The sequence below is a fragment of the Candidatus Beckwithbacteria bacterium genome (assembly GCA_026397255.1).
Classification (GTDB): domain Bacteria; phylum Patescibacteriota; class Microgenomatia; order UBA1400; family CG1-02-47-37; genus JAPLVF01.
Genome location: JAPLVF010000013.1, coordinates 45,704 through 72,205, shown reverse-complemented (window position 1 = coordinate 72,205; position 26,502 = coordinate 45,704). Strand labels below are relative to the sequence as shown.

The following is a 26,502-nucleotide window of genomic DNA, read 5'->3' as shown; positions in this document are numbered from 1 at the left end:
AGAATGGCTTTAGGAATCCTGATTGTTGTTTTCTTGATTAGCCGGCTGGTTAATTTAACGCTTTTGCCCATCTTTGCCGACGAGGCAATTTATATCCGGTGGACACAGCTGATTAATCAAGGACATCTTTTTGTTCCGCTTTCCGACGGCAAAACCCCTTTATTTATGTGGCTGTTGGCGCCGCTTTTGTGGGTTATTAAAGATCCGTTGCTCGCCGGCCGTTTACTGTCCGTTGCTTCCGGTTTAGCCACTTTACTGGGCGTTTATTTTTTAGCCAAAAAATTGTTTTCCCTTAAAATCGCCGTCATCAGCAGTCTTCTGGTAATTATTAGCCCCTTTTTGCTTTTTTACGACCGAATCAGTCTGACCGATAGTTTATTAACGGCTTTAACGCTTTGGTCGTTTTATGTTACTTATCAGTTATTTAACCGGCCTTCGCTCAAACTAGGAGCAATTTTGGGTTTATTGGCCGGGATGGTTTTATTAACCAAACCCTCCGGTTTATTATTTTTGCTTCTCAACGTTGCTTTAGTCCTGCTTTTCCCGTTTAAAAAAATCAAATCGTTTATTAAACCGGGTATCCTTGCTATTCTGATTTCTCTCGGTTTATACAACTGTCTCCGTTTGTCCGGTTCCTTTCCTTTAATCAGTTCCCGCAGCGCTGATTATTTACGCAGCCGTCAGGAGATTCTTCAGCACTTATTTCAATATTTTTTACCGACGGCTCAGGTTTTTTTCTCCTGGCTGGTGAGTTATTTCTCCTGGCCAGCCCTTGTTTTGATAATTATTAGTCTGCTTTTGGCGATCAAAAATAAAACAAAAATAACCGTTATCCTATTTGTTTGGTCGCTGCTTCCGGTTTTAGTCCAAATTAGTATCGGCAAAATTATTTACCCCCGTTATTTGCTGCCGATTGTTCCGTTTCTTTTAATTATCTGCAGTTGGGGAATTACTAAATTTAATAAATTTGTTTGGCTGTTAGGAATTCTATTTCTTTTTTACTGGTTAAGATTTGATTGGTTATTATTAACTAATCCGATTAAAGCGCCGCTTGATCCTTGGGAAAGAGGGCAATATTTAGAAGAATGGTCATCGGGTTATGGTTTGAAAGAAATCAGAAACTATTTAAATAATCTGCCTAAAGATCAATCTGTCGTTGTCGCCACCGAAGGTTCTTTCGGCACCTTGCCTAACGGTTTGGAAATATATTTTAATCACTCTTCCAATGTTCAGATTTTAGGGGTCGGTTTCCCTAGTAAAACCGTCAGTCCGGGAATGGAGCAAGCTTTAGCTGCCGGGAAAAAAGTTTATCTTGTAGTTAATTTCCACCGATATAATCTAAGTGATATTCAAAGACTGAAATTAATTAGTGAATATCCAAGACCAGGGGGAGAGAAACTAATGTTCTATGAAGTTCATTAAAAATCATTGGCTTTTATTCATCGGCTTGATCTTGGTTTTACCGACTCTTTGGCCGTTATTCCGTTCTGATTTTTTCCAGATGCACGATTTTACCCACGTGGCCCGCTTGGTCGAACTGGACTTAGCTTTAAAAGCCGGCCAATTTCCGTCCCGCTGGGCGATCGATTTCGGTTGGGGTTACGGCATGCCTTTATTTCATTTTTACGGCCCTTTACCATACTATTTAGCCGAATTACTTTATTTAATTAAACTGCCGGCAGTTTGGGCGATTAAAGCTGTTTTTGCCTTGAATTATCTATTGGGGTTTTATTTTATGTATCTTTGGGCCAAAGACCGGTGGGGAAAACTGGGTGGTCTGGTTAGCGCCGCCGCTTTTGTTTATCTGCCCTACCGGGCAGTTCAGTTTTATGTCCGCGGTTCGCTGGCAGAATTAACGGCCATGACCTTTATCCCTTTATTTTTTTATGCTAGCCAAAAGAAAAAAGTCGTGCTGGCGTCGTTAGCTTGGTCGGCAATATTTTTATCTCACAATGTTATTGCCTTATTTTCTTTAGGTTTTTTTGGGCTGTATTTCCTGTTTAATTTAAAATACTGGCGCCGCTGGCTGATAGTCTCTGGTTTGACCCTGGTTTTAACCGCCTGGTTCATTATCCCGGCCTTTTTTGAAAAAGATTTAACTGTGGTTAACAGCCTGACCGGCGGTTATTCGCATTATTCTTTGCATTTTATTTATCTCAGGCAATTATGGGAGAGATCCTGGGGGTATGGCGGCTCGATCTTTGGTTTGGAAGACAATATTTCTTTTCAGCTGGGTTGGCCGCAGCTATTGTTAATTTTACCGGCCGTGTTTCTGTGGCGCCGCTTGCTTTACGTTTTTGTCGGTTTGGGCCTGGCAGTTTTTATGATGACGTTTCATAGCCAGTTTATTTGGGATCGGCTGCCGATTTTGGCCCTGGCCCAATTCCCGTGGCGGCTGTTAGCTTTTGCCGCGACTTTTGTGGCGTTTTTCTCCGGCTCCCTGTTTTACTGGATTAAAAATAAATTTGCCGCGCTGGTGTTGATTGTCTTAATTATCGCCTTAAATTGGCAGTATTTCCGGCCGGAAAAATTCTCTCCGGTTAATGACTATTACTATACCGACCGGCAGTTGATTGCTTTGCAAATGAGCGACATTTTAGCCGATTATTTACCTAAAACCGCTAAAAAACCAACCCAGCCACGGGATATTAATGGTCCTTTCAATCAGTTCTACTTCCCCGGTTGGCAAGTGAAAACGGCTGGTCAATGGGTTGCTGCCCAATTGGATGCAGAAACCGGGCTGATCGCCGGCGCCGGAGCAGAAATTAAACTAACTAAAACACCCCTCCAGTTCTGGTCAGATATAATCAGTTTATTAAGTTGGATAGGACTCATTTTTTATGTTCGAACCAGACCTTAATTTAGACGAAATCAGTCAGCGCGCCGTTTCCGGGGTGATGGTCCTGACCATCAGAAAATTTTTGCTTAAAGCAATCAGCTATTTGGGCAGCATTATTTTGGCCCGGCTTTTAATGCCGGAGATTTTCGGCATTTTTGCCATCGTCAGTTTTATCATTACTTTTTTTGGTTTTTTCTCGGACGTGGGCTTGGGTGCGGCCTTGATTCAAAAAAAAGACAAGTTAAGCCCGAAAGACTTAAGTGTTACTTTTACTTTACAGCAAATTCTGGTAGTGACGGTGACTGCTTTAATTTGGTTGACGGCGCCGTTTTTTGCCAATAAATACCAGCTGGGGATGCAGGGAATTTGGTTATTTCGGGTGTTTTCCCTGTCCTTGTTTTTGACTTCCCTAAAAACCATTCCCTCGATCCTCTTGGAACGCAAACTCCAATTTAAACGCTTAATCTGGCCGGAAGTAGTCGAAGTCATCTCGTTTCAAATCATTGCCGTCACTCTGGCTTATATGGGTTTAGGTGTTTGGAGTTTTATTTTGGCCTTATTGGTCAGAAGTTTTTTGGGGGCAATCGTTTTATTCTGGCTGTCACCTTGGCGGATCAGTTTTGCCTGGGATAAAGCGATTGCCAGGCGTTTGGTTAGTTTTGGTATTCCTTACAACTTGAACGGTTTTATTGCCACGATTAAAGATGCCGTCATGCCGATTTTCGTCGGCGCTGTTTCCGGCGCGGCGGCTGTCGGCTACTTAAACTGGGCGCTCACTTTTAGCAAACTGCCGATTCTTTTTATGAGTGATATTTTCCGGGTGACTTTTCCCACTTATTCACGGATTCAGGGAAACAAAGAAGTGTTAAAAAAAGCCATCGAAAAAACCATCCGCTTTACCAATTTATTTTTATTTCCGACCAGCTTTTTACTGGCGGCTTTGGCCCGGCCGATTGTGACGATTATTTTTACTGACAAGTGGCTGCCGGCCCTGCCGGCATTTTACATCCATCTTTTGGGGATTATTATCGTCGGCATTACCAATACCTTTATGGATGCTTTCTGGGCTTTAGGCAGAACCAAAATCGCCGTCAAACTGTTAATTATTTATACTTTGGTTAATTGGGGCGCCAGTATTCCCTTGGTTTATCTTTTTGGTTTTAACGGAGCGATGATCGGCTCGGTGATTGTGTTGTACGTTTCTTTACCGCTGACTTGGTACTACATCAGAAAAATCGTCAAAGTTGAAGTAATCCGCCATTCTTGGCCGGCATTTTTAGCCAGCGCCATAGCCGGACTGCTGGCGTTTAAGCTAAGCTTTTTGGCCACTAATTTAATCAGTTTATTCCTGGTGGGAATTTCTGGCGGCTTGATTTATTTAGTCTTTTTATTTGCTTTTGACAGGAGACGCTTAAACGTCGATATTAACTGGCTGTGGAGTATAATTAAGCATTCATGACTAAACTTTGCACGGTGATTTTGGAATACCAGAATCCCCAGATGACTTTGGAAACGATCGACTCGCTCAGGCAAGCGGTTCTTCCCAAAAGCGTTAAGCAACTGATTGTGGTGGTCGATAACAGTCCGGTGCCCGACGGTTCCTTAAAAAAAGCCTTGAAAAAATATAAAGACGTTAAATTGATTACTGCCTTACAGAACACCGGCTTTGCCGACGGCAATAACCTTGGTATCCAGCGCGGCCTAAAATGGGGGGCAAAATACTTTTTACTGATCAATAACGATATTATTGTTGACCGGCAATTTCTGGTTCAGTTATTTAAAGCCGCCCAAGGCGGAGCAGACTTAGCCGTATCCAAAGTCTACTTTGCCAAAGGTTATGAGTATCATAAAGACCGTTATCAGCCGGATGAGCTGGGGAAAGTAATTTGGTATGCCGGCGGCCGATTTGACTGGAACGAAGTTTTCGGCCGTCATTTGGGTGTTGATAAAGTCGATACCGGCCAGTATAACCAAGCTAAAATAGTCGACTTTGTTAATTTTTGCTGTGTCTTAATCAAAAAAGAGGTGTTTGTTAAGATCGGCTTGCTCGACCCGGCCTACTTTCTTTATTGGGAGGATGCCGATTTTTCCCACCGGGCGCAACTTGCCGGTTTCAGGCAAGTATTTGTCCCTCAAAGCCGGATTTGGCACAAAAGCTCCGGCAGTTCCGGCTCCGGTTCACAGTTACACGACTATTACATTACCCGGAATCGACTGGTGTTCGGCTTTAAGTACGCCAGCTTAAGGACAAAATTTGCCCTTCTTAGGCAAAGTCTTAAACAATTATTAAACGGCCGGCCCGGTGAAAAAAAAGGCGTCCTTGATTTTTATTTACACCGTTTAGGGAAAGGTAGCGTTCTATGAAAGTCAGCGTCATTATCTTAACCCAGAATAATCAGGACTTTATTGCTAAATGTCTGGAATCAGTCAGCGGTTGGGCCAAAGAAATTGTGGTGGTTGATGCCGGGAGTACTGATAAAACTTTGGAGATTGCCAAAAAATTCGGCTGCCGGATTTTTAACCAGCCCTGGTTGGGTTTTAGCCGGCAACGGACTTTAGGAGCGCAAAAGGTTTTAAATGACTGGATGTTTTATTTGGACGCCGACGAGCGGATGACCGAGGAATTAAAACAGGAAATCAATCATTTGTCTGCCTCATCGCCGGAGGCGGGCTTTCAAGTTAAGCGGAAAAACTTTATTTTGGGTAAGTGGCTGAAAAAAGGCGGTTGGTATCCCGATTGGCAGACCCGGCTGATTAATAAAACCAAATTTAAAAAATGGGTGGGCCGGATCCACGAGTATCCGCAGCTGACTGGGGAAACAGGCCGTCTTAATCAACCGTTTATTCACCTGACCCACCGGGGGATAAACTGGAATCTTAGGAAAACTATTGACTACACCGATCATGTGGCCGAGCTGATGGCGGAGGCACACACTTTCCGCTGCCGCTGGTGGCATTCACTGACTGCGCCAATGAGGCAGTTTTGGCAGCGGGGAATTGCCAAAGGCGGCTTATTTGAAGGCATGGAGGGGTTTATTACCGTTTTGTACCAAACCTTTGATACGTTTATCACTTACGCCAAACTTTGGGAAAAACAGCAGTCGGAGTCCATGGCGAAAAAATATCAAAAACTCGATGGCCGATAAAGTCTTTGTTCCCAAAACCAGTGCCACCCAATGGGATTCTTATTGGCAAAAAACCAATTACCAACGGGAAATGGAATTGTGTCAAAGCGATGGTCTCTTACCGATTTTTAGAAAGTATTTAACTAAAAAACCAGCCATCATTGAGGCCGGCTGCTGCGCCGGCAAGTGGATAATTTATTTTGGCAAAAGAGGCTATAATATTGTCGGTGTCGACAACAACCTTTTAGCTTTAAAAAAACTTACCGGTTATTATCCGGCGGCCCGGATTAAGTTGGGCGATGTCCGTCAGCTGCCGTTTAAGCCAAATAGTTTTGCTGTTTACCTTTCTTTGGGCGTAGTCGAACATTTTATTGACGGGCCGCAAGCAGTCCTGGTTGCAGCTTTTCGGGTGCTAAAGCCTGGCGGCCTGGCAATTGTCGAAGTGCCGTTTGATAACCTGATTAGACGATCGCGCCGCTGGTTACGCTTTATAAAACCAAGAAAGCCAGCAAAATTTGCCCGAGAATTTTACGAATATCATTACACTAAAGACGAACTTAAAAAGTTTATGACGCAGGCCGGTTTTGTTGAAGCGAAGTTTTTCCCTAAAGATGACCTTAATCCCCAAAAAAGCATCGGCTTGTGGCTTGATTGGCCTGGTTTAAGACAAGAGATTAACAATCCGGATTTCCGTTTGACCATTTTTGGCCAGAGGCTTAAAAGATTTTATAATTTATTCCATTTAAACTGGCTATACAGCGCCTGTGTGGTCTGCGTTGCCAGAAAACCAAAATGAGCCGGATCGGTTTATATAGTCCATTTTTGGCAGATAACATCGGCGGCGGCGAACGCTATTTATTAACCGTGGCTGAATGTTTATTGCCAAAGCACCGGGTGGATTTAATTATTCCCCGGAATAAAATCAAACTGATTTCCGGCTTGAAACAAAAATTTACTGACAATTTTCACTTAAAGCTTGATGGTTTAAATGTTATTCCCGGGCCGTTCGGTCCGGGTAGTTCCGCTTGGGGACGGTGGCAATTTACCGGTGGTTATGATGTTTTTTACTACATGACCGATGCTAGTTTTTTTGTCTCCGGAGCCAAAAGAAACATCGCTCACTTTATGATTCCCTTTAACCGGCCGCCCGGTTTAATACAGCGGTTAAAATTAAACACCTGGCAGGTCAAAACCACCCACTCATTTTTTTGTAAACAGGCACTGGAGCGAATCTGGAAAATTAAAATTAATTTTGTTCACTGGGGGGCGGTTGATACCGAAATTTTTGTACCGCAGCCAAAACAGAATCTGATCGTTAGCGTCGGCCGCTGGTTTTCACCATCGCTTAACAAACACTGCAAACGCCAGGATTTTTTGGTTAAAACTTTCCGGAAAATGTGCGATCAGGGTTTAGTTGGTTGGCGCCTGAAACTAATCGGCCCGGTTGATAAAGGTAAGGACAATCTTAATTATTTTAACCGCGTTAAAAGTTTGGCTCAGGGTTATCCGATTGATTTACCGTCAAAGACCAGTTTTGATTCCTTGCTTCAGGCTTACGGCCAAGCAAAAATCTATTGGCACGCGACCGGCTATAGGATTGATGAACAAACCAATCCGCAGGCGGCGGAGCATTTCGGCATCTCGACGATTGAAGCCATGGCCGCCGCTGCCGTACCGGTGGTAATTAAAAAAGGCGGGCAAACGGAAATCGTTAACCACGCGGTCGACGGCCTTCTCTGGCAGACACAACCGCAGTTGATTCAGCAAACCGGGGAATTGATTGACGATCAAAAACTATGGCAGAAATTATCGACTCAAGCCCAAAAACGGGCCAAAGATTTTTCTTTAATCAAGTTTTGCCAAACCACCAGGAAAATTTTTAACTTATGAAAACAGTTTCCGTCGTTATTCCCAACTGGAAAAAACTACCCTTAATCAAATACTTACCGCTAGTGATTAAGGCTTGCCCGGGTGCAGAAATTATTGTCGTTGACGACGCTTCTCCGGACGACACGAGAGATTTTCTAAAACAAAATTTTCCTCAGGTAAAAGTGGTGGTTAATAAAATCAATCAGCGTTTTGCCGTTTCCTGTAATAATGGCGTTAAAGCCGCTCATGGTGACGTTGTGGTATTGCTAAACTCTGATGTCGCTCCGAAACCAAATTTTCTGGCGCCGTTGCTGGCTCATTTCCGTGACGATAGTGTTTTTGCCGTTTCCTGTTTGGAAATTCAAAGTCATGAGAATAAAGAGGCATTTTCCGGCCGGAACCAATGCCGATTTCAGCGCGGATTTTTGGTCCATTCAGCCGTCCCCATCGGGAATTTGAAAAGGAAGGTAACTAACTGCTGGGCCACCGGTGGCTCGAGCGCCTTTGACCGCAAAAAATATTTACAGATTGGTGGTATGGATCCTTTATACAAACCGGCCTATTGGGAAGATATTGATTTATCCTGGACAGCCAGAGAAAAATTCCACTGGAAAATTTTATTTGAACCGAAAGCCGTAGTTTATCACCATCACGAAACGACTAATGTCAGTGTCTTTGGCAAAAGAAAAATGGAGTTGATGGCTTTACGTAACCAGATTTTATTTGTTTGGAAAAACATTCACGGCCGCCGGCTTTTGGAGCATTTCCTCTGGCTGCCATACCATTTTATATTTACCTCAATTAGAACTCATGGCTTATTTATTCTTGCTTTTTTCCAAGCCATCTATTTGTGGTTATCATTCAAAAAGGTCCAACCTTTTGGTAAAATATAAATTATGACAAAAATAATAATTGATCAGTTGCAAACCGCTTCAGTTGTCTCCGCCGCCATGATTAAAAATTGTCAAGCAGGCATTTTACAAGCGGCGCAGATGATTATCAAAACATTTAAGCAAGCCGGGAAAGTATTGCTTTGCGGTAATGGCGGCAGTGCTTCCCAGGCGCAGCACATTGCCGCGGAAATGATTAATAAATTCCGTTTGGACAGAAGTCCTTTAGCGGCAATCGCCTTGACCACCGATACCTCCAACTTAACTTCAATCAGCAATGACTTTGGTTTTAGCTATGTTTTTTCTAAACAAGTTGAAGCCTTAGGGAAAAAAGGTGATGTTTTAATCATTATTACTACCAGCGATGTTTCCCTGAATGAGGCTAATTTTCACTCGAGAAACTTAGGTTTGGCCCTGGAATCAGCCAGAAAAATCGGCCTAAAAACAATTGGCTTAGTCAGTGATAAAACCAAAATTGCCTTACCATTGCTCGATGCCGCTGTCAAAATTCCTTCTTCGGATACACCGCGGATTCAAGAAGGCCAGCTTTTGGCTTTACATATAATTTGTGATTTAGTTGAACAGGCCATTTTTCCCAAAATAAATTTATGAAAATTATCTCCCAGGCCCCTACCCGGATTGGTCTAATCGGGGGAGGGACCGATGTTGATCCCTTTGCTTCCCAATATGGCGGGGAAGTGATTAGCCTGGCGATTTCTTTGTATCATCGGGTAACCTTAGTTCCCCGGGAAGACCGGAATATTTTTATTGAGAATTTAGGCGAAGTCCGCCAACTTAGTCTTGATAAGCCTTTCCCCGGTTACGGCGAGGATAAAAAGTTTGATTTAGTTTATGCGATTTTAAATAATTTTAAAAAGCATCTCCCGACCGGCTTTAATCTTTATGACCGTTTTGAGGGCAACCATTCGGCCGGCTTAGGCAGCTCCGGAGCGGCTGCCGTAGCCATTATCGGTGCTTTTAACCAATGGCTAGCTTTAAATTTAACTAAAAAGGAAATTGCCCTTCTTGCCTGGGAAATGGAAACAAAAGAGCTGAAATGGATTTCCGGCAAGCAAGATCAGCTTGCCGCTGTTTTCGGGGGCGTCAATCTGATGACTTTCGGGAAAAACAATAATTTTTCGGTTAAGGGAATTAACTTAAACGCTCAAGTCAAACTCGAGCTAAACCGTTGGTTAGTGCTTTGTTTTACCGGCGGTTCCCGTCATTCCAGCGAAATGCAAAAACAGCTGAAAAAAGGCATGTCCGAAAAAAATAAAATTAAAGCCTTATTAGACCTAAAATCAGCCACTGCGGAATTTCACCGTTTTTTGCTCCAGAAAAAATGGCTGAAACTGGGTGGGATTTTAAATAAGTCTTGGCAGAATAAAAAACGTTCCAACCCGGCGGCGACCAATAACCGGTTAGACTCTCTTTATGATTTGGCCCGCCAACAGGGGGCGCTCGGCGGCAAGGTGATGGGCGCCGGCGGTGAAGGTCATATGTTTTTTTTCTGCCCGCCGGAAAAACAGAAGCAGTTAATCAGCGCTCTGGAAGCCGAAGGGGTTCAAATAATTAATTTTAATCTTGATGAAGTAGGTTTACAGGTCACCAAAATTGAGCATGAAAATAATTTTCATCCGGTTCTCATCAGAGAAAAATTTACCCCCAAGAAAAATTGGGCTGTTTTTTTGGATCGCGATGGAGTGATTAATAAGGAAACTCATTTACTTTACCAATTAAAAGATTTTGAGTTTATTCCCGGTTCAATCCAGGCAATTAAGTTATTAAACATGGCTGATATTCCGGTGATTGTTTACCATAACGCCTCTGTTGTTGCCCGGGGATTATGTGATGAGGACCAAGTCCAGAAACTGCATCGTTATATGCTGGAAAAACTCGGGGAAAAAAGCGCTTATATTGATGCCCTCTTTTACTGCCCTCATCATCCGACGGCCTTTAATCCCGACTACATCAGCCAATGCTCCTGGAGAAAGCCGGATTCGGGTATGATTGTCAGAGCTTCAGAAATGTTTAATTTAGATTTAAACAAATCTTATGTGGTCGGCGATAATGGCCGGGATATTCTCATGGGTAAAAAAGAAAATGTTTTTACAATTTTAGTTAAAACCGGTCATGCCGGCAAGGATCCTCTTTATCCCGGCCACCCCGATGAAACTTGTCAGGATTTATTGGCGGCGGTGAAGTTTATTCTCAAACATAAATGAAAGTTTTTATTTTAGCCGCCGGCTTGGGGACCAGATTAAAACCCTTAACTAACCATCAGCCCAAGGTAATGGTTAAAATCGGAGACAAACCAATTCTCGAACACTTAATTAATCTTTGTTCTTTTCACGGCTTTAAAGACATTATTATTAATCTTCATTATTTTCCAAAAGTCATTACTGATTATTTTCAAGATGGAAATAAGTTTGGTGTTCACATTAATTACTCGCGTGAAATTAACCAAATCATGGGCGGCGCCGGTGCCTTAAAACTGGCGGAAAAATTATTGAAAAACGACAGTTTTTTTGTTCTTAACGGTGACGTCATGACCAATGTTGATTTAACCGCTATGGCTAAATTTCATCAGTTAAAGGCGGGTTTGGGAACTTTTTTAGTGCACCCGACCGATCATCCGTTTGACTCAGATTTGGTTGAGTCTGATCACAATTTTTTGATTAAACGTTTTTTCCGGCCCCACCAGGGAGATAAATTTAAGCCGCTGGCTAAAACCGGCACTCATATCTTTACACCGCAAGTTTTGGACTTTATTCCCGGAAAAACTGAATTTTCTTTAGAAGAGCAGTTAATTCCCGGTTTGTTAGCCCGCGGTCAAAGACTTTACGCCTATTATTCCGACTGTTATTCTAAGGATATGGGTACGCCGGAAAGATTAACGCAAGTTACCAAGGACTATCAAAATGGCAAAATTTCTTTTTAAAAACATTTGGTTGTTTTTACCCTGCCATAATGAAGAAGGGAATCTTGCCGATTTAGTTGCCACTATTCTTCAGCTTAAAATTCCCAATTTACATATTGCGATTATCGATGATAATTCCACTGACAGAACCGGAGAAATTGCCGATAAATTAACCGTCAAATTTCCCAAGGAAATTAGTGTTTTACACCGCCAACCGCCGCGTGGCCGGGCTTTGGCCGGCAAAGATGCCTTCAGGTATTGTTTAAAACAAAAGGCAGATGCCATTATAGAAATGGATGCGGATTTTTCTCATGATCCGCAATATATTCCTCTAATGCTTCGGCAGCTATCAAAACCAGAAATCGATGTAGTTTTGGGTTCTCGGTTTTTACCAGGTGGAAGTGAGGTCAATCGTTCTCCTTTCCGCACCTTAATTAGTCGGCTTTCCGGAATTATTTTCCGCTTCATTTTGGGAATTCATTTAACAGACATGGGTTCAGGTTTTAAGGCATATAAGAGAAAAGCCCTGGAATCAATTAACCCAGCTAGCCTTTTTTCCCGAAAAGGCCTGGCTATTTCTATGGAAGCGGTCTTTCGGGTTTTAAAAAATGGTTATAAAGTTAAAGAAATTCCGATTGTTTTTAAAGACCGCCGGGCAGGTGTGTCTAAACTTTCCTGGACAGATTTTTTTGAGCCTGTTTTTATTTGTTTTAAATTGGTATCTTCTTTAGGAAGATATAATTAGTATTATGCCTTTTAAGATTTTCGTAAAGAAAAATTCAATTTTAATATTTTTGTTAAGTATTGGTTTTCTTTTGCGGATTTGGAATTTACATCTAAATCTTCATTTTGGTTACGATCAAGGTCGTGATGCTCTGGTAGTTGAGTCAATAATTAAAAATCATAAACCCGTACTAATTGGCCCGACTACCGGTATTGAAGGAGTCTTTCTCGGGCCGTTTTTTTATTATTTAATTTTACCTTTTTATTTTTTAGGACAGGGGAATCCTGTTTGGCCGGCAACAGAAATGGTTTTATTGGGAACATTAAGTATTTATTTAATTTATTTACTGGGGAAAGACCTATTTGGTAAAAAAGTTGGTTTACTCGCTGCCGCTTTATTATGTTTTTCCAGTCAGGGCATTTACTTTTCCAGAATGTTGTCAAATCCCTCCCCGCTGATGTTTATTTCTTTATTAATGTTTTGGTTAGCCTACAAAATCAAACAAGACAACAAGAAATACTTTCCGCTTTTAGGTTTAGTTATGGGTCTCAGTCTTCAAACGCAGTTAGCCAATGCTTTCTTTTTAACCTTAGCGATTTTTCTTTATTTGCTGCCGTCTTGGAAGAAAATCGGATTGATTAATTTATTCTTAGGTCTGGGGTTATTTTTAAGCACCTTTTTCCCGCAGCTACTTTTCAATTTTCGTCATGAGCATCTTCTCTCAAAGTCTTTGCTGGGAAACTTTATCAGTGACGTTAATAAAACCAGCCTTGCAGTTGTTTGGCACTCCCGGCCGGGTTTTTTTAATCAATGGTTTATTAACTCTTTAACTCCGAGTATTTTAAACAAAATGTTTTTTCCTCTTGTCAGCTCAGCCTTATTATTAGGTATAATTTTTCTGCCTGTTTACTTCTTTAAAAAAGTTTCAGTCAAAGATAGAAAAGGAATAATTTTATTGTTATTATGGTTATTATTCCCGATCGTTTGCTATCTTTTTTATACCGGAAATTTTGGCTTCTTTTTCGACTATTATATAGTTTCTCAATTCTTACCCTTGCTTCTTCTTGCCAGTTATTCATTGGTTTCTTTAACAAAGTTTATTAAACACGGCCGTGTTTTAAAAGTTGCTGTTTTATCAATAATAATTTTTTCCAATGTTTCTCAGGCGGATACATTTTTGTTTCCAAACAGTCTCGGATATTCATTAATGCAGCTTAATAAAACGGTTAACTATGTTTTGAAAAATTATAACGGTCAGGCAATCTGGGCAAGGCCTCCGGATGGCCGCCCGGCCACTTATGAATATTTATTAAAAAGGGAAGCGCAAAAACAAGGTATTAAAAACTTGCGCTTCACTGAATTTACCCAGGAATATTTTGTGATTTATGAGCCGGATACCTGGATGAAAAATAATCAAGCTGAACTCAAGCCTTGGTTTTTAGATTGGTATCGCCCTCTTACTGAAGGGAAAAAATTAATTGATAAAACTAATTTCGGCATAATCATAGTTGAAAAATACCAATTTTAATATGAGATTTTTATTCAAGCGTAATTTTTTATTGCTGCTGATAATTTTATTAGCCGGGGTTCTGCGGTTTTATCATTTAGGCTCTGATCCAGCCTCTTTAAACTGGGATGAAGCGGCGATTGGCTGGAATGCTAAAACTATTTGGGAGACGCGGCTGGACGAATATGGTACTCATTTACCCTGGAGTTTTAAATCTTTCGGTGATTATAAAGCGCCGGTCTATATTTATTTAACCGCCCCCTTTGTTGGTTTATTGGGAGCTAACCCTATTTCTGTCCGCCTGGTTTCCGTTCTCGCCGGCATTGCCAGTGTTTATTTGATTTACTTGATTACTAATGCATTATTGTTAAACTCCGGACTCCGTACACCGTACACCGCACCATTAGCAGCTTTACTGATGGCGATTACTCCCTGGCAGGTAATTTTATCCCGGCCGGCCTTTGAAGCTAATTTAGCCTTAATGTTTGTTTTATCGGGAACTTATCTGTTTTTAAAGTCTTTAACCAAACCTAAATATTACCTGTTTTCTGTTTTAAGTTTTGTATTGTCTTTCTATACTTATCACAGTCCCAAAATTTTTGTGCCGGTATTTTTATTGGGAATAATTTTTATTTTCCGGCGGCAGATTTTTGTCAAAAAAAATAGTTATTGGCTGATTGGTTCAGTCACCCTGGGATTATTGTTACTTATCCCCTTAATTAAGGAAATAGTTTTCCAAAAAGGGGCCAATCGGTTTGAGAGTACTTCGATTTTTTACGAAAAAGATCAACCGTTACCGTTGAAATTTTCCTTAATTAACCAAGCCTTTAAAAACTATATTATTCATTACTCTCCCGCCTATCTTTTTTCCGGCAGCAGCCTTATGCCTCAGTTACAACTTAAAACAGTCGGCCCGCTGTTATTAATTGAAGCGCCGTTTTTACTGATGGGATTAATTTATTTGCTGAAAAAAAGATCCGCAACTTGGTCAAAATTACTTTTTTGGTGGTTAATTGTCGGCCCGATTCCGGCCATGATTGGTCGGGATGTACCTCACCCGCTTCGTTCTGACAATGTTTTACCGGCATTAATTATCATTACCGCTATTGGTTTAGTTTATTTTTTACGTTTGTTAAAATCCCAATTAAGAACCTTAGTGGTTATTTTATTTATCGTTAATCTAGCTTATTTTCTTTATCACTATTTTGTCGTTTATCCGGTTTATTCTGCTCCGGTTTGGCAATATGGCTATCAGTTAGCAGCAGATTTTGCCCGCCAGCAAGAAAATCAGGTTAATAAAATTATTATTACCAGCACTTATGGACAACCGTATATTTTTACCTATTTCTATCAAGACAGAAAGGCCGCCAGTGTTTTCTGGGGAGCGATGAGCAAATATCTTTTTCGCAACATTAATTGGCCAGAGGATAGCCAGAAAAGCAACGTTTTAATTATCGGTTCTCCTGAGGAAATTCCCGCTGATGCCGTTGGTATAATTAAAGTAATTAATTTCCCTGATGGTCAACCGGCCTTCCGGATTGTTAAAACGCCATTATGAAACAAAATCGTTTATTAATCTTGGCATTTATCCTTTTCTTTTTAAGCCGGCTTTATATTTTAAAATTTCCGCCGCCATTTTACTCCGATGTTTTTCATGACTACCGCCGCTATGCGGAAATGTGGCAAAGCGGCATTATTCCTTACTTCAAGCATCTTTATGAATATCCGCCGGCGACAATTCCTTTACTTTATGTGCCTCAGATTTTAAACCGTTTAAACATCGGTCATTATTATCAAAATTACCGTTGGCAGATTTTTCTTTTCGATACGGTTTTATTTTTCTTTATTCTTAAAACGATTCAGAAACTTAAAACAAAACCTTTGTCAAAATACTTAAGTATAGGTTTTTATCTGATTGCGCCGATGATTGCCAAAGACTTTTTTTACGAAGGGATTGACTGGGTATTTACGGCTAGTTTAGCTTTGGCAATAATTTTTATGACTAAACGGTTACTCTTTTGGATTTTATTTTGGTTGTCAACCGCACTTAAATTACTAACCGCGCCGCTGGCACTGATTTTCTTAAAAAAAGACTGGAAAATGATAATATTGGGGTTTATTTTAGTTTGGGGTTTACCGCTTTTAATTTTTCGTTCTTCTTTGGGGGTGATGTTTGTTTACAACAATGAACGGGGGATTAAGTATGCTTCTTTTCCCGGTTTTGTCGTCGAGACGGTTAATTATTTCACTCATAGTGAAGTCCGGCGCGACCAGCCGCCGGATTTTGAGTTACAGGGACCGGTTTCCCAAGCGGCGGAAAAAGCAGTCTCGGTAATCTTTCCTCTCTCTATCTTATTAGTCTTACTTTATGCCAGAAAAAATAAACTTAATACTTATGCCGGCAGCATCAAAATCAGCTTAATTTTTTTCCTGACGATTTTCTTTACCGCCAAAATTTTTTCCCAACCGTTCCATTTATGGCTGATTCCTTTAATAGTTTTATTTCCGTTTAAATCAATCAAACAACAGTTAGCTTTTATGATGCTTAGTTTGATTTTATTGATTGTGGATACGACCCCTTGGATTAAACCAAATGAGGGATTAATGATTATTTCTCCTTTGCCGTTAAAATTCTTTAGTTACTTATTTTTGCGCTACCTGCCCATGGCCGGTTTATTATGGTTGTCAACAAAACTGTCAAACAAATAGTTGCCGTTTTAATTCTGGCGGCAATTTTAAGATTTTATCATCTTGGGTCTAATCCACCCTCTCCTTATTGGGAAGAAGCCGCTATCGGCTATGATGCCTATTCAGTTCTTAAAACCGGCAAAGATTTTCATGGTAATGCCTGGCCTTTGGTGGCTTTTGAATCTTTTGGCGATTACAAACCCAGTCTTTATTTTTATGCGACCGTTCCCTCGATTGCTGTTTTTGGTTTAAATACTTTTGCGGTCCGTTTTCCCTCGGCCTTATTCGGCACACTGACAGTTTTATTAGTCTATTTCTTAGTTAAAGATCGGCGGGTGGGTTTACTGGTCGCTTTACTTTTAGCAGTTTCGCCGTGGCATTTGCAGTTTTCCCGCGCCGGCTTTGAAGCCAATTTAGGTTTATTTTTGGTTGTCTTAGGGGTGTGGTTATTATTGAAAAATAAAATACTTGCTGGAGCGATTAGTTTTGCTGCTTGTCTGTATTCCTATCATGCCGATCGGATTTTTGTGCCGCTCTTATTAATTGTTCTATTTTTTATTTTTCGCCAAAAAAAAGTTTTCTTCACCGGAGTTTTGGTAATTTTATTAGCCCTGCCGCTTGCTGTTAAACTAAATTCTCCCCAAATCCGTCAGCGTTTTAATGAAACCAGCGCTTTTTCTACCCTTGAACCAATTATTAAGTCCAATCAATTAATTGCCGCCGACGGCGGGGGTCTGCTTCCCAGAATTATTCACCACCGTTACTGGCAGTATGGCCGGATTTTCTTAACCAATTATTTTAGCCACTTTAATTTTAACTATTTATTTATTTCCGGTGATGCCAATCCGCGGCATTCGATTCAAACAGTCGGCGGATTGTATCTGATCCAGCTCCCGTTTTTGCTTTATGGGGTATTGTTGAGCCTCAAAAAACGGACAACAGAAGATTTAGTACTGCTGTCTTGGTTGTTTTTAGCGCCGGTTCCGGCCGCTTTAACTTTAGCCGCACCGCACGCTTTAAGAAGCTTGGCTCTGCTTGTGCCTTTAACGATTTTTACCGCCCGCGGATTAATTAATTCCAGAAAACTATTAATTTACGGTGCAATCTTAATTTTAATATTAGAGACCGGTCGTTATTTAAAGGCCTATTATCAAATCTATCCGCGGCAATGGGCAGGAGAGTGGCAGTATGGTTATCAGGAAATGGTTGGGTATGTGGCTGATAATGAGGGTAAATATGATCATATTTACATCACCCGCAGCCTGGGCCGGCCGTCAATCTATTACTGGTTTTATACTAAAACTGATCCGCAGTTAGTTCAGGCGGCTAATACAAAAGTAAAAAAAGATCAGGGGGAATATTTGGAATTTGGGAAAATTAACTTTTCTTTGCCCGAAGGCGAACCTGCCGCGAAGAGTCTGGTGGTGACCGCTGCGCAAGAGGCCTCTCCCGCAAAAGCCAGACTGGTAAAGGAAATCGACGATTTTAACGGTCAGGTTATTTTTAAATTTTATGAAATTTAAGCATGGTTGGAGTTTGTTAATTTTTATTGTCTTAACGGTTTTAATAACTTGGCCCTTGGTTTTACATCCCGCCGCTTTAACGGCTGCCGGTAGAGAAGAATTCCTTTTAAGTTATTTAATGAACTGGGATATTCAAGCCTTAACTACTAAACCCGGAACAATTTTCCAAGTTCCTTTTTTTTATCCGCTGAAAGACACTTTGGCATTTTCTGACCCATTGCTGACCAGCGCCATTTTAGCCCTGCCTTTCGTTAAAATATTTCATCAACCGTTTTTAGCCTACAGTTTTAATCTGTTTTTAAGTTTTGTTCTTAATGGTTTTAGCGTTTACTTAGTTGTTTATTTGTTAACTAAACATTGGTGGGCAAGTTTAATAAGTGGAGCGTTATTTGCTTTTTCGATTGGTCAGATTGACACCATTGAACATCTTCAGGTTTTAACCATGTACTGGATTCCTCTGGGAATTTATTTTTTAATAAAATTTTTCCGTCAGCCTTCTCATCGATACGCTCTTTTAGTGACAAGCTGTTTCTTGTGCCAAATTTTAAATACGATTTTTCTTGGTTATGTTTTTATTTTTACCTTGAGTATTTTTACCCTTATCGCTTTTATTAAACGGCAGATTAAGCGGGCCCATTTTTTACTCTTGGGGCAATACTTTCTGCTGGCATTTGTTGTCTTATTTTTGGTTTTTCAGCCCTATTTGCGGGTCGCCCGGACTTGGCAAGCTGGCCGATCTTTAAAAGATGTCTTCGCCGGCTCGGCTTATTTTTTGGAATATTTCTATCCGACACATTCTTCACGCCTGGAAACTTTGGCGCAAGCAATTATTGTCAAACACCCTTGGCCTGCTTATCTTGGGGCAGTGGTTTCAATTTTAGGTGCCTTAAGTTTAATGACTGCTTTCCGCTCAACTAAAACTAAAACCACTTTTTTGGTTTTTTTAACCGGGTTAGTTATGAGTTTTGGTCCGTATTTCCAAATCATTAAACAAAAATTAAGTCTGCCTTTACCTTTGCCTTACTGGCTGAGTTACTACTTGATTCCGGGTTTTAAAAGCATGCGTGTGCCCCAACGTTGGTCCCATTTAGCTTTATTAGGCTTATCGCTTTTAATCGGACTTTGGCTGGCAGGCGTTTTTAAAAAAATAAAACCAATGTGGGTAAAATTATTCTCTTTGTTAATTATCATCTTAATAGTAACGGAAATTCGTTTGCCGCTGTTCGTCAAATCAGTCCCGACTCTTACCCAGATTCCTCCGGTTTATCCCTGGCTGCTTTCTCAGCAGCCCAGCATTGTTTTAGAACTGCCGATTCAGACTTGGGTGATGCCTTTACACGATTTAGAAATCGAACGGCTCTATTATCATTCATTTTTGCTCCCCGCCCGTCACGTTTTCATTAACGGTTATTCTGGTTTTGAACCACCGGAATGGACTAAGACGATTTCGATTCTGCGAACGTTACCCATTGAAGAAGCAATTAGTCAACTTAAAGTTTTACAGGTAAAACTGATTATTATTCACGAACAAGAAATGTTAACGCTTTATCAAAAAGACAAAGAAGCCTTGCCTTTAAAGGCGACTCTTGAAACAATAAGGAATAGTCAGCAGTTTATTAAAGTTTATGGCGATGAAACAACTTCAGTTTATCAAATCTGAAAAATTTTGGCTGTGGTTAATCTTTATCTTAGGGATAGCCTTACGTTTTTATAAACTAGGTAAAGTTCCTTCAGGCTTTGTTAACGACGAGGCTGATTTTGGCTATAATGCTTATTCATTAATCAAAACCGGCAAAGACGAATTTGGTAAAAGTTGGCCTTTGATTTTTCAATCCTTTGGCGACGGTAAAATGCCGGTTTACTTTTACCTGACTATTCCTTCAGTCTTAATTTTTGGTTTAACTGAGTTTGCCGTTCGTTTTCCTTCGGCTTTATTTGGCAGCTTGACGGTTTTATTAGTTTATTTCTTGGCTAAAAATTTCGCCCGGCACCCCTCGCCCTTCGCCCTAATTGCCAGTTTAGTGCTGGCCACCATGCCTTGGCATATTCATTTTTCCCGGGCAGCTTTTGAAGCTAATGTCGGTCTATTTTGGCTTGTTTTAGGCAGTATATTTTTCTTTCGTTTTGTTAAATCATCTAAAGCCGGACAACTCATTGTCAGTCTGACTGCCCTGACTTTGTCCGTTTTTTCCTACCACGCCCCCAGACTTTTTATTCCGGTTTGGTTGATTTATTTGATTTGGCAATATCGTCGCCAACTGCCGATAAAGAAAACAATTATTCACACATTAATAATTGTTTTTATTCCTTGGCTCATTCTAAATTTTTCAAAAGCCAGTTTAACCAGAAGTGCCGGCATTAGTATTTTTAACGCTCAATCCGGGGTTAGCCAGCGTTTGCAGCAAAAATTTATAGAAACCAGAAATCAGCCATTGTGGTTGACCCGGGCCTTTCATAATAAACCGGTTGAGTTCACGGTTGATTTTATTCGGCGGTACGCTTCTCATTTTGATTCAAATTTTTTATTTTTTAATGGCGACCCGATTCGGCCGCGTTACCGGGTACCGGATACCGGTCAAGCCCTCTGGTTTACTTTACCTTTCTTTTTTCTCGGTTTATATTTTTTAGTCAAAAACAAACATTGGCCGATTTTAGTTTGGTTATTATTGGCACCCTTACCGGCGGCAATTACTTTTGAAACTCCCAGCGCCATCAGGGCGATTCTGATGATCATTCCTTTATCTTTAGCAATTGCTTTAGGAGCCAGTGAAACGATTAAACGATTTCCTTACTTGCGTTTTCTTTTATTGTTAATTTTTGGCTTTAATTTTTTCTCTTATCTTGATGCTTATTTTGTTCATGCCCCGATCCACCAGCCTTATGAGTGGCAGGGTGGCTATAAAGAATTAGTGAAAAGAGTCAATGAAATGATGCCCAATTACGACAAAGCTCTGATTACCGATTCGCGCGGCACGGCTTATATTTATTTTCTGTTTTACAATCAATATGATCCGGTTAAATGGCAAGCCCAAGCCAATGAATCAATTACCGCTCCGGATAAATTCGGCTTCTCCACAATTAATAAAGTTGACAATTTATATTTTATCGGCGAAAGATGTCCCACTAAAATCGCGGAAGATAAAGTCTTATACGTTTGCAATATTGCTATTGAAGAAGACAGACCAAAAATTGGCTTTACTCAGTTTAAGGATATGATTTTATTTGACGACGGCCAGCCGGCATTTGTCTTATTTGAGAAAGAAAATCTCATTCAATAATATGGTCAAACGGATAATTTTTTCTCAATATTTTCTGATAGGCTTGTTAATTGTTTTATATTTTTTCCCGGTAATTTTTCAAAATCAGGTTTTTTATTATGGTGATACTGTTTCCATTTTTCTGCCGTTTAGAAAATTCTTTTTTGATAACTTCAGAAAGGGAATTTTCCCTTTGTGGAATCCTCATGTTTATTCCGGTTACCCTTTTTTTGCCGACATGACTCTGAGCAACTATTATCTACCCGCTTTTATTTTATTTTTAGAGACATCAATCAGAAGTGTCAGTTGGTTGTTAGTTGGTCATTTTTTTCTGGCGGGATTTTTTATGTACCGATTAGGGCGACTGTTGAAACTTTCTTCGCCAGCCTCGTTTTTTATCAGCATTGTTTATTCTTTTTCCGGGATTTTGGTTAATTATACGGCTGATCCGCAAAGATTTTTCGTTATTGCTTTGTTTCCGCTTTTCTTTTACAGCCTTTTTAGGGCCTTTGAGGTTAAAAAAATTTCCGGGATAATTTTGAGCAGCTTGGCTTTATCTTTACAGATTTTCGCCGGTCACGTCCAGTATGTTTTTATTGAATTATTGGTTTCTCCGGTGATTATCTTTTTATCCCGGACCAGAAAAGAAATTTTTACCCGTCTGGTAATTTTGATGGCAGTTGTGCTTTTAGCCCTGCTTTTTTCCAGTATTTCCCTTATTCCAGCACTAGAATTAATTCCTTATACAACCAGGCAGGAAGCTTATAAAGATTTATCAATTTTCCAAAACTATTCGCTTAACCCCATTTCTTTAGTCCGGTTTTTTTTCGCTCATTTCTGGGGTATTAAAAATCAGGGCAGCGGCTGGGGAACGATGGATACAACCACAATCGGTTATATTGGTTTTCTGCCTTTACTGTTGGTGGTTTTAAATCTAAAAAAAATTTTACGGGGGAAAATTACTTTAAGTTTTTTAATTATCGCGGTAACGGCTTTGATTATTTCTTTTGGAACGTATTTGCCTTTTTTTAAGATTTTTACCACTTATATCCCTATTTTCAGGCTTTTCCGTAATCCGATGGTTTTTCTGTCGTTGTACACTTTTTTTATGTCGCTTTTGGCAGGCTACAGCTTTGATTTTTTTAAATTTAAGCCAAAAAAAGGATGGCTGTTTTTTGGCTTTTTTTCAGTCACCGTTGTTTCTGCTGTCGCCTTATTGGCAGTTTTTATTAACCACGCCTTGCCGCATTTTATTCTTCTTAAAACTGCGGACCTAATACATAAATCTCTTTCCACTTTTCATAATCTTTCGGTTGATTGGGTAATTGCCGATTTTATCCTAAAAAACTTTCTTATTATCGGGTTATTCGGCAGTTTAACGTTTTGGTTCAAACGGAAGAGAATCATTATTATTATGACAGTAATTGACTTATTCTTTTTTACTCGCAGCAATCTTTACACTATTGATTATAAGTATTTTACCCAAACTAATCCGGTTGCGGCTTATTTGGCTGATAATTTAGGCGATAGCCGTTTTCTTTCTTCTTCCGAAGCGGTACCTTACAGCGGCCTAAACGATTTCTACGGTATGTTAGATTTACAGTCGCCCTTTACTAAGGAAAATCAGCGATTATCCGCGGCGGCAATTGGTAAAAAACTTTCGGACGAGTTGAGGTTGATTCCACCCAACTTCAGCGCCTTTTACGGTTTAGCGACGGTTAATGGCTACACCTCGTTTGTGATTAAAAGATACAATGATTTGTTTCAAAAGAATTCCGCAATAAACCCTCTTTATGAAGAGATGGTACAATTCAACCCTTTTATTTCTCAAAGACGGAGCGATTTGGCTTTGAGTAAAATCGATTTTGGCAGGATCAGCCTTGATGATGATATTTTTAAACAATTAGCCGTTAAGTATTTTGTTACCAATCGGGATTTGGGTTTACCTAAGAATCAGTTAGTTTTTAGCGATGGGGATGTTTCAATTTACCAAAATGATAAAGCCCTCCCTCGGGCTGTTTTACTAGATAATCAGCAAAAAATTATTGATACACCATCGATTATTCAAAAAGATCCCAATAAGCTGGAACTTCAGGTCAAGAATAAGGGTAGATTGGTCGTCTATGATACTTATTATCCCGGCTGGACGGCGACGGTTAATAATCAACCAGCCGCTATTAGTCCGTATGAAAATATCTTTCGCTCGGTAGTCATCAACGAAGATAATAGCCGGGTAATTTTTAATTTTCAGCCACAATCTTTCTATCTTGGAGCTAAGATTTCTCTGATTAGTTTAAGTTTAATCTTACTGGCGATCTATTTTAAGATAAAATACAGATATGAAAAAAGTTTATAAACATAATAAACTTTGGGTGTTTTTAGTTGGATTTTTTTTAGTTGCCTATTTAACAATTGGCATTCAAAAATATAACCGTTTTGAAACTGGTGAGGATTTGGCGCATTCTGCTCAACCGGTTTGGCACCTTTCAAGATTGGAAGCACCCTATAGTTCAGTACTCCAAAGCCTTAGTTTTAACGACCATTTTGACCCGATTCTTTTATTATTCGCTCCTTTTTATCGACTCTGGCCTGACGCGAGAGTTTTGATAATCTTTCAACAGATAATTGTTGTTTTAGGTGTAATTCCGGTTTATTTATACTCAACCAGAAAAATAAAAGGCAAATTCATTCCGTTATGTATTTCTTTTTTATATTTATATTTTATCGGCATCCAATCAGCGATTTCTTCTGATTATCATTCTGCTACTATTTCTGCCACTTTTCTTGGCCTGGCAATTTACTTTTTCGAAACCAAAAAATGGAAATATTATTGGCCGACTTTTATTTTGGCTTTATTTAGTCGGGAGGATGTGGCAATTTATTTATTTGGCTTAAGTCTTTATGGATTTTTTATTAAAAAAGAAAGAAAAGTTAGTTTAATCACGGCAATTATATCCATTACCTACTATTACTTAATTTACAATTTTTTTCTTCCCCTATTTAACGGTGAAGCTGTCTTTGCCCGCAACTCTTTCGGAACAAAAGGCACTCCTAATATGATTATTAAAACTTTTTTAACTTCACCCCTAGAATTTTTAAAGGATTTTATTTATCCGCTAGTTAAGCTGAGAAATATCTTACTGACTTCATTCTCTTTTGGATTTTTGCCTTTTTTTTCACCTTTATATTGGCTGATGGCTCCGTTTACCTTTTTAAGGCATTTTGCCAATGATGCGGTCAGATATAGCCTCCAAAGACATTATGCTGCCACCTTGACGCCGATATTGGCCTTTAGCGCAGTTCAGGTTTTACAAAAAATCAAATTCAAGCCTTTAATTTATCTGTCAATATTGATGGCCATCGTGGGAACGTTTTATACTAACCGGCCCGGTCTTGATCCTTATTATCCCGCTCCTCCGCTTGCTTTAATTTTTAAAAGATCTTTTTATGTTTTACCGCCGCGAAATGATGATTACTATAAAATGATGCAATTAATTCCGGAAAATGCTTCAGTCTCTGCCCAAGTTCCCCTGCTGGCCCACTTAATTAATCGGAATCAAATTTATAAATTTCCGAATAACTATCAAGAAGCTGATTATATAGTTTTAACCTTTACTGAAAGTTTCTATCCAATGACCTATGAAGACATGGAGAGTTTAAAAAACAGTTTATTAAACGACAATAATTATAAAAAACTATATTTAAGTTACGCCGGGGTGCTTTTGAAAAGGATAAAATAGTCAGGGCTTTACCTGCCAAACTTCCAGTTCCGGGCCGAACTCTTTTTTACTGATAATTTCTGAATATTTAATGTTATTAAGCCATGATTGGAATGGGTAGTGCCAGATATTTTCCGGCCTTTCGATTATCAAAAAAATAATATCAGGTGGTTGATTATTTTTAGGAAATAATTTTAGTAATTTTGGCTTTTCGCTCACATAACTTATCTCTCCCGGCTTATAAGCAAATTCCACCGGTAAGGGTTTGCCCTTAAATGCCTGCCAGAAATACAAATACTGGTAAGGATAGTCGTAAATATTGGGTAAGTACTGGTAGGAACTGAACAATTTACCTTGAGCCTGATCATAGATGTAATTTAAAACCTGAAGCTTAATCGGTAAAAAGCCATTCCCGATTTGACGCACAGGAATTTTAACACCGCCGATAATTAACAACCCTAAATAACTATAAGTAATAATTTTTGGTACTGAGTGTAAAATCCGGCCGATAGCCACGACCGCCACCGGTAACAAACCGTAGACATACCAGACATTGTAATGAAGCCACCAAAAACCAATGGTGGGAATTAAAATAAATAAAACAATATCCGGCCAGAAAGTATTAATTTTTCTTTTGGCAATTAAATAAACTATTCCGGTTATCAGTAATCCCAAAGCTAAATATTTTAACCAACTGCCATCCGGTAACACTGCCAGACTTAATTCATGGAAAACAGACTTAGTCACAATTTCTATTTTCCCCGGATTAATATGCTGGCTTTCCCCGGCGGCAAAATAACTGATTAGTGACCTAACTTCTAAAAAATTATATTTAATTTCAAACAGTATTTGCGGGATAAAAGGAATAATCAACCCGATCATTAATTTTATTAGATTTAACTTAATTTTTCTGAATAATAAAATTAACGGAATTATCAGTAAATAAAAAATTGCCAAGGCTGAAGAAAAATGAAAGCCTAAACCGACTAATAAGCCTAAACTTATTGGGTGCCGGCTGGGGGTTTTTAAGCAAATAAGTATCAGTAGTCCGATTAAAGCCATTGGAAAAGGATTGGCAGCGCTGACGCTGATCATGGTAAAAATCGGCGCCGAGGCGAAAATAACCGCTTCATAAATGCCGAATTGTTTATAAGCCAGCCAAATAATTACTAGGCCGATTATCTGCATGGTCAGCGGTCCGGCTAAAGGATTCCCGTTTAGCAGCCAATACAGCGGAGCCAGCAAATAATACCAGCCCGGTCCGAAAAAGACCCCCTGAATGCTGGTCCACGGCCCGATGAATTTTAAAGAAAAGTTTTTTATCAAATCTAAAACCGCCAAGGCATCCCGGCCGTGGTCATAACTAAAAGGGATGTTATAGCCCCAAATGTGAGGCAGGCGGGTCGCCAAAGCAAAAAGCAATAAAAATATTAACATACTA

The 26,502-nt window shown here is 39.8% G+C and carries 21 protein-coding genes; 20 read left to right on the top strand and 1 reads right to left on the bottom strand.

All coding sequences use genetic code 11. The features are described from left to right. The first annotated feature begins 3 nt into the window (after window positions 1–3). The 20 genes from NTZ93_02825 to NTZ93_02730 are packed head-to-tail and all read left to right on the top strand — an operon-like array spanning window position 4 to window position 25,082. Window positions 4–1,422, top strand: coding sequence for a glycosyltransferase family 39 protein (locus NTZ93_02825; protein ID MCX6816772.1), 1,419 nt, complete (start codon window positions 4–6; stop codon window positions 1,420–1,422). Next, the gene (locus NTZ93_02820) at window positions 1,409–2,860 is read left to right on the top strand and encodes a hypothetical protein (GenBank protein MCX6816771.1); all 1,452 of its coding nucleotides are present in this window, start codon (window positions 1,409–1,411) and stop codon (window positions 2,858–2,860) included. Before NTZ93_02825 ends, NTZ93_02820 begins: the two co-directional genes overlap by 14 nt. After that, a complete protein-coding gene (locus NTZ93_02815; protein MCX6816770.1) occupies window positions 2,841–4,298 on the top strand; it encodes a lipopolysaccharide biosynthesis protein in 1,458 nt (485 codons plus the stop codon). The genes NTZ93_02820 and NTZ93_02815 overlap by 20 nt, the downstream gene beginning before the upstream one ends. Then, entirely contained in the window at window positions 4,295–5,203 is a 909-nt protein-coding gene (locus NTZ93_02810; GenBank protein ID MCX6816769.1) for a glycosyltransferase family 2 protein, read from the top strand. The genes NTZ93_02815 and NTZ93_02810 overlap by 4 nt, the downstream gene beginning before the upstream one ends. After that, complete coding sequence (locus NTZ93_02805) at window positions 5,200–5,985, top strand: glycosyltransferase family 2 protein (GenBank protein ID MCX6816768.1); 786 nt, start codon at window positions 5,200–5,202, stop codon at window positions 5,983–5,985. The genes NTZ93_02810 and NTZ93_02805 overlap by 4 nt, the downstream gene beginning before the upstream one ends. Beyond that, the gene (locus tag NTZ93_02800; GenBank protein MCX6816767.1) at window positions 5,975–6,760 is read left to right on the top strand and encodes a methyltransferase domain-containing protein; all 786 of its coding nucleotides are present in this window, start codon (window positions 5,975–5,977) and stop codon (window positions 6,758–6,760) included. The genes NTZ93_02805 and NTZ93_02800 overlap by 11 nt, the downstream gene beginning before the upstream one ends. Then, the gene (locus NTZ93_02795; GenBank protein ID MCX6816766.1) at window positions 6,757–7,854 is read left to right on the top strand and encodes a glycosyltransferase; all 1,098 of its coding nucleotides are present in this window, start codon (window positions 6,757–6,759) and stop codon (window positions 7,852–7,854) included. The genes NTZ93_02800 and NTZ93_02795 overlap by 4 nt, the downstream gene beginning before the upstream one ends. Continuing rightward, window positions 7,851–8,726: a glycosyltransferase gene (locus NTZ93_02790; protein ID MCX6816765.1), complete on the top strand. Its 876-nt coding sequence runs from the start codon at window positions 7,851–7,853 to the stop codon at window positions 8,724–8,726. Before NTZ93_02795 ends, NTZ93_02790 begins: the two co-directional genes overlap by 4 nt. 3 nt (window positions 8,727–8,729) lie before the next feature. Continuing rightward, window positions 8,730–9,335 carry an SIS domain-containing protein gene (locus tag NTZ93_02785; protein ID MCX6816764.1) on the top strand — a complete coding sequence of 202 codons (606 nt, stop codon included), beginning with the start codon at window positions 8,730–8,732 and terminating at the stop codon, window positions 9,333–9,335. Continuing rightward, the gene (locus NTZ93_02780; GenBank protein MCX6816763.1) at window positions 9,332–10,948 is read left to right on the top strand and encodes an HAD-IIIA family hydrolase; all 1,617 of its coding nucleotides are present in this window, start codon (window positions 9,332–9,334) and stop codon (window positions 10,946–10,948) included. Before NTZ93_02785 ends, NTZ93_02780 begins: the two co-directional genes overlap by 4 nt. Beyond that, a complete protein-coding gene (locus NTZ93_02775; protein MCX6816762.1) occupies window positions 10,945–11,664 on the top strand; it encodes an NDP-sugar synthase in 720 nt (239 codons plus the stop codon). The genes NTZ93_02780 and NTZ93_02775 overlap by 4 nt, the downstream gene beginning before the upstream one ends. Then, a complete protein-coding gene (locus tag NTZ93_02770; GenBank protein MCX6816761.1) occupies window positions 11,645–12,388 on the top strand; it encodes a glycosyltransferase in 744 nt (247 codons plus the stop codon). The genes NTZ93_02775 and NTZ93_02770 overlap by 20 nt, the downstream gene beginning before the upstream one ends. A gap of 4 nt (window positions 12,389–12,392) precedes the next feature. Then, a complete protein-coding gene (locus NTZ93_02765; GenBank protein ID MCX6816760.1) occupies window positions 12,393–13,895 on the top strand; it encodes a glycosyltransferase family 39 protein in 1,503 nt (500 codons plus the stop codon). Window position 13,896: 1 nt separating this feature from the next. Continuing rightward, window positions 13,897–15,432: a glycosyltransferase family 39 protein gene (locus NTZ93_02760; GenBank protein MCX6816759.1), complete on the top strand. Its 1,536-nt coding sequence runs from the start codon at window positions 13,897–13,899 to the stop codon at window positions 15,430–15,432. Further along, window positions 15,429–16,583, top strand: a complete 1,155-nt coding sequence (locus tag NTZ93_02755; GenBank protein ID MCX6816758.1) for a hypothetical protein — start codon at window positions 15,429–15,431, stop codon at window positions 16,581–16,583. Before NTZ93_02760 ends, NTZ93_02755 begins: the two co-directional genes overlap by 4 nt. Continuing rightward, window positions 16,553–18,085: a glycosyltransferase family 39 protein gene (locus NTZ93_02750; protein ID MCX6816757.1), complete on the top strand. Its 1,533-nt coding sequence runs from the start codon at window positions 16,553–16,555 to the stop codon at window positions 18,083–18,085. Before NTZ93_02755 ends, NTZ93_02750 begins: the two co-directional genes overlap by 31 nt. Next, on the top strand, window positions 18,075–19,745 hold the full coding sequence (locus tag NTZ93_02745; protein ID MCX6816756.1) for a hypothetical protein: 1,671 nt from the start codon (window positions 18,075–18,077) through the stop codon (window positions 19,743–19,745). Before NTZ93_02750 ends, NTZ93_02745 begins: the two co-directional genes overlap by 11 nt. Beyond that, entirely contained in the window at window positions 19,717–21,363 is a 1,647-nt protein-coding gene (locus tag NTZ93_02740) for a glycosyltransferase family 39 protein (protein ID MCX6816755.1), read from the top strand. The genes NTZ93_02745 and NTZ93_02740 overlap by 29 nt, the downstream gene beginning before the upstream one ends. A 1-nt stretch (window position 21,364) precedes the next feature. Next, window positions 21,365–23,698 (top strand): hypothetical protein, encoded by a 2,334-nt coding sequence (locus NTZ93_02735; protein ID MCX6816754.1) that lies wholly within the window; start codon window positions 21,365–21,367, stop codon window positions 23,696–23,698. After that, the gene (locus NTZ93_02730) at window positions 23,682–25,082 is read left to right on the top strand and encodes a DUF2079 domain-containing protein (protein ID MCX6816753.1); all 1,401 of its coding nucleotides are present in this window, start codon (window positions 23,682–23,684) and stop codon (window positions 25,080–25,082) included. Before NTZ93_02735 ends, NTZ93_02730 begins: the two co-directional genes overlap by 17 nt. Here the strand turns inward: NTZ93_02730 and NTZ93_02725 are convergent, their stop codons facing one another. Next, window positions 25,083–26,498: a hypothetical protein gene (locus NTZ93_02725; GenBank protein ID MCX6816752.1), complete on the bottom strand. Its 1,416-nt coding sequence runs from the start codon at window positions 26,496–26,498 to the stop codon at window positions 25,083–25,085. Window positions 26,499–26,502 lie beyond the last annotated feature (4 nt).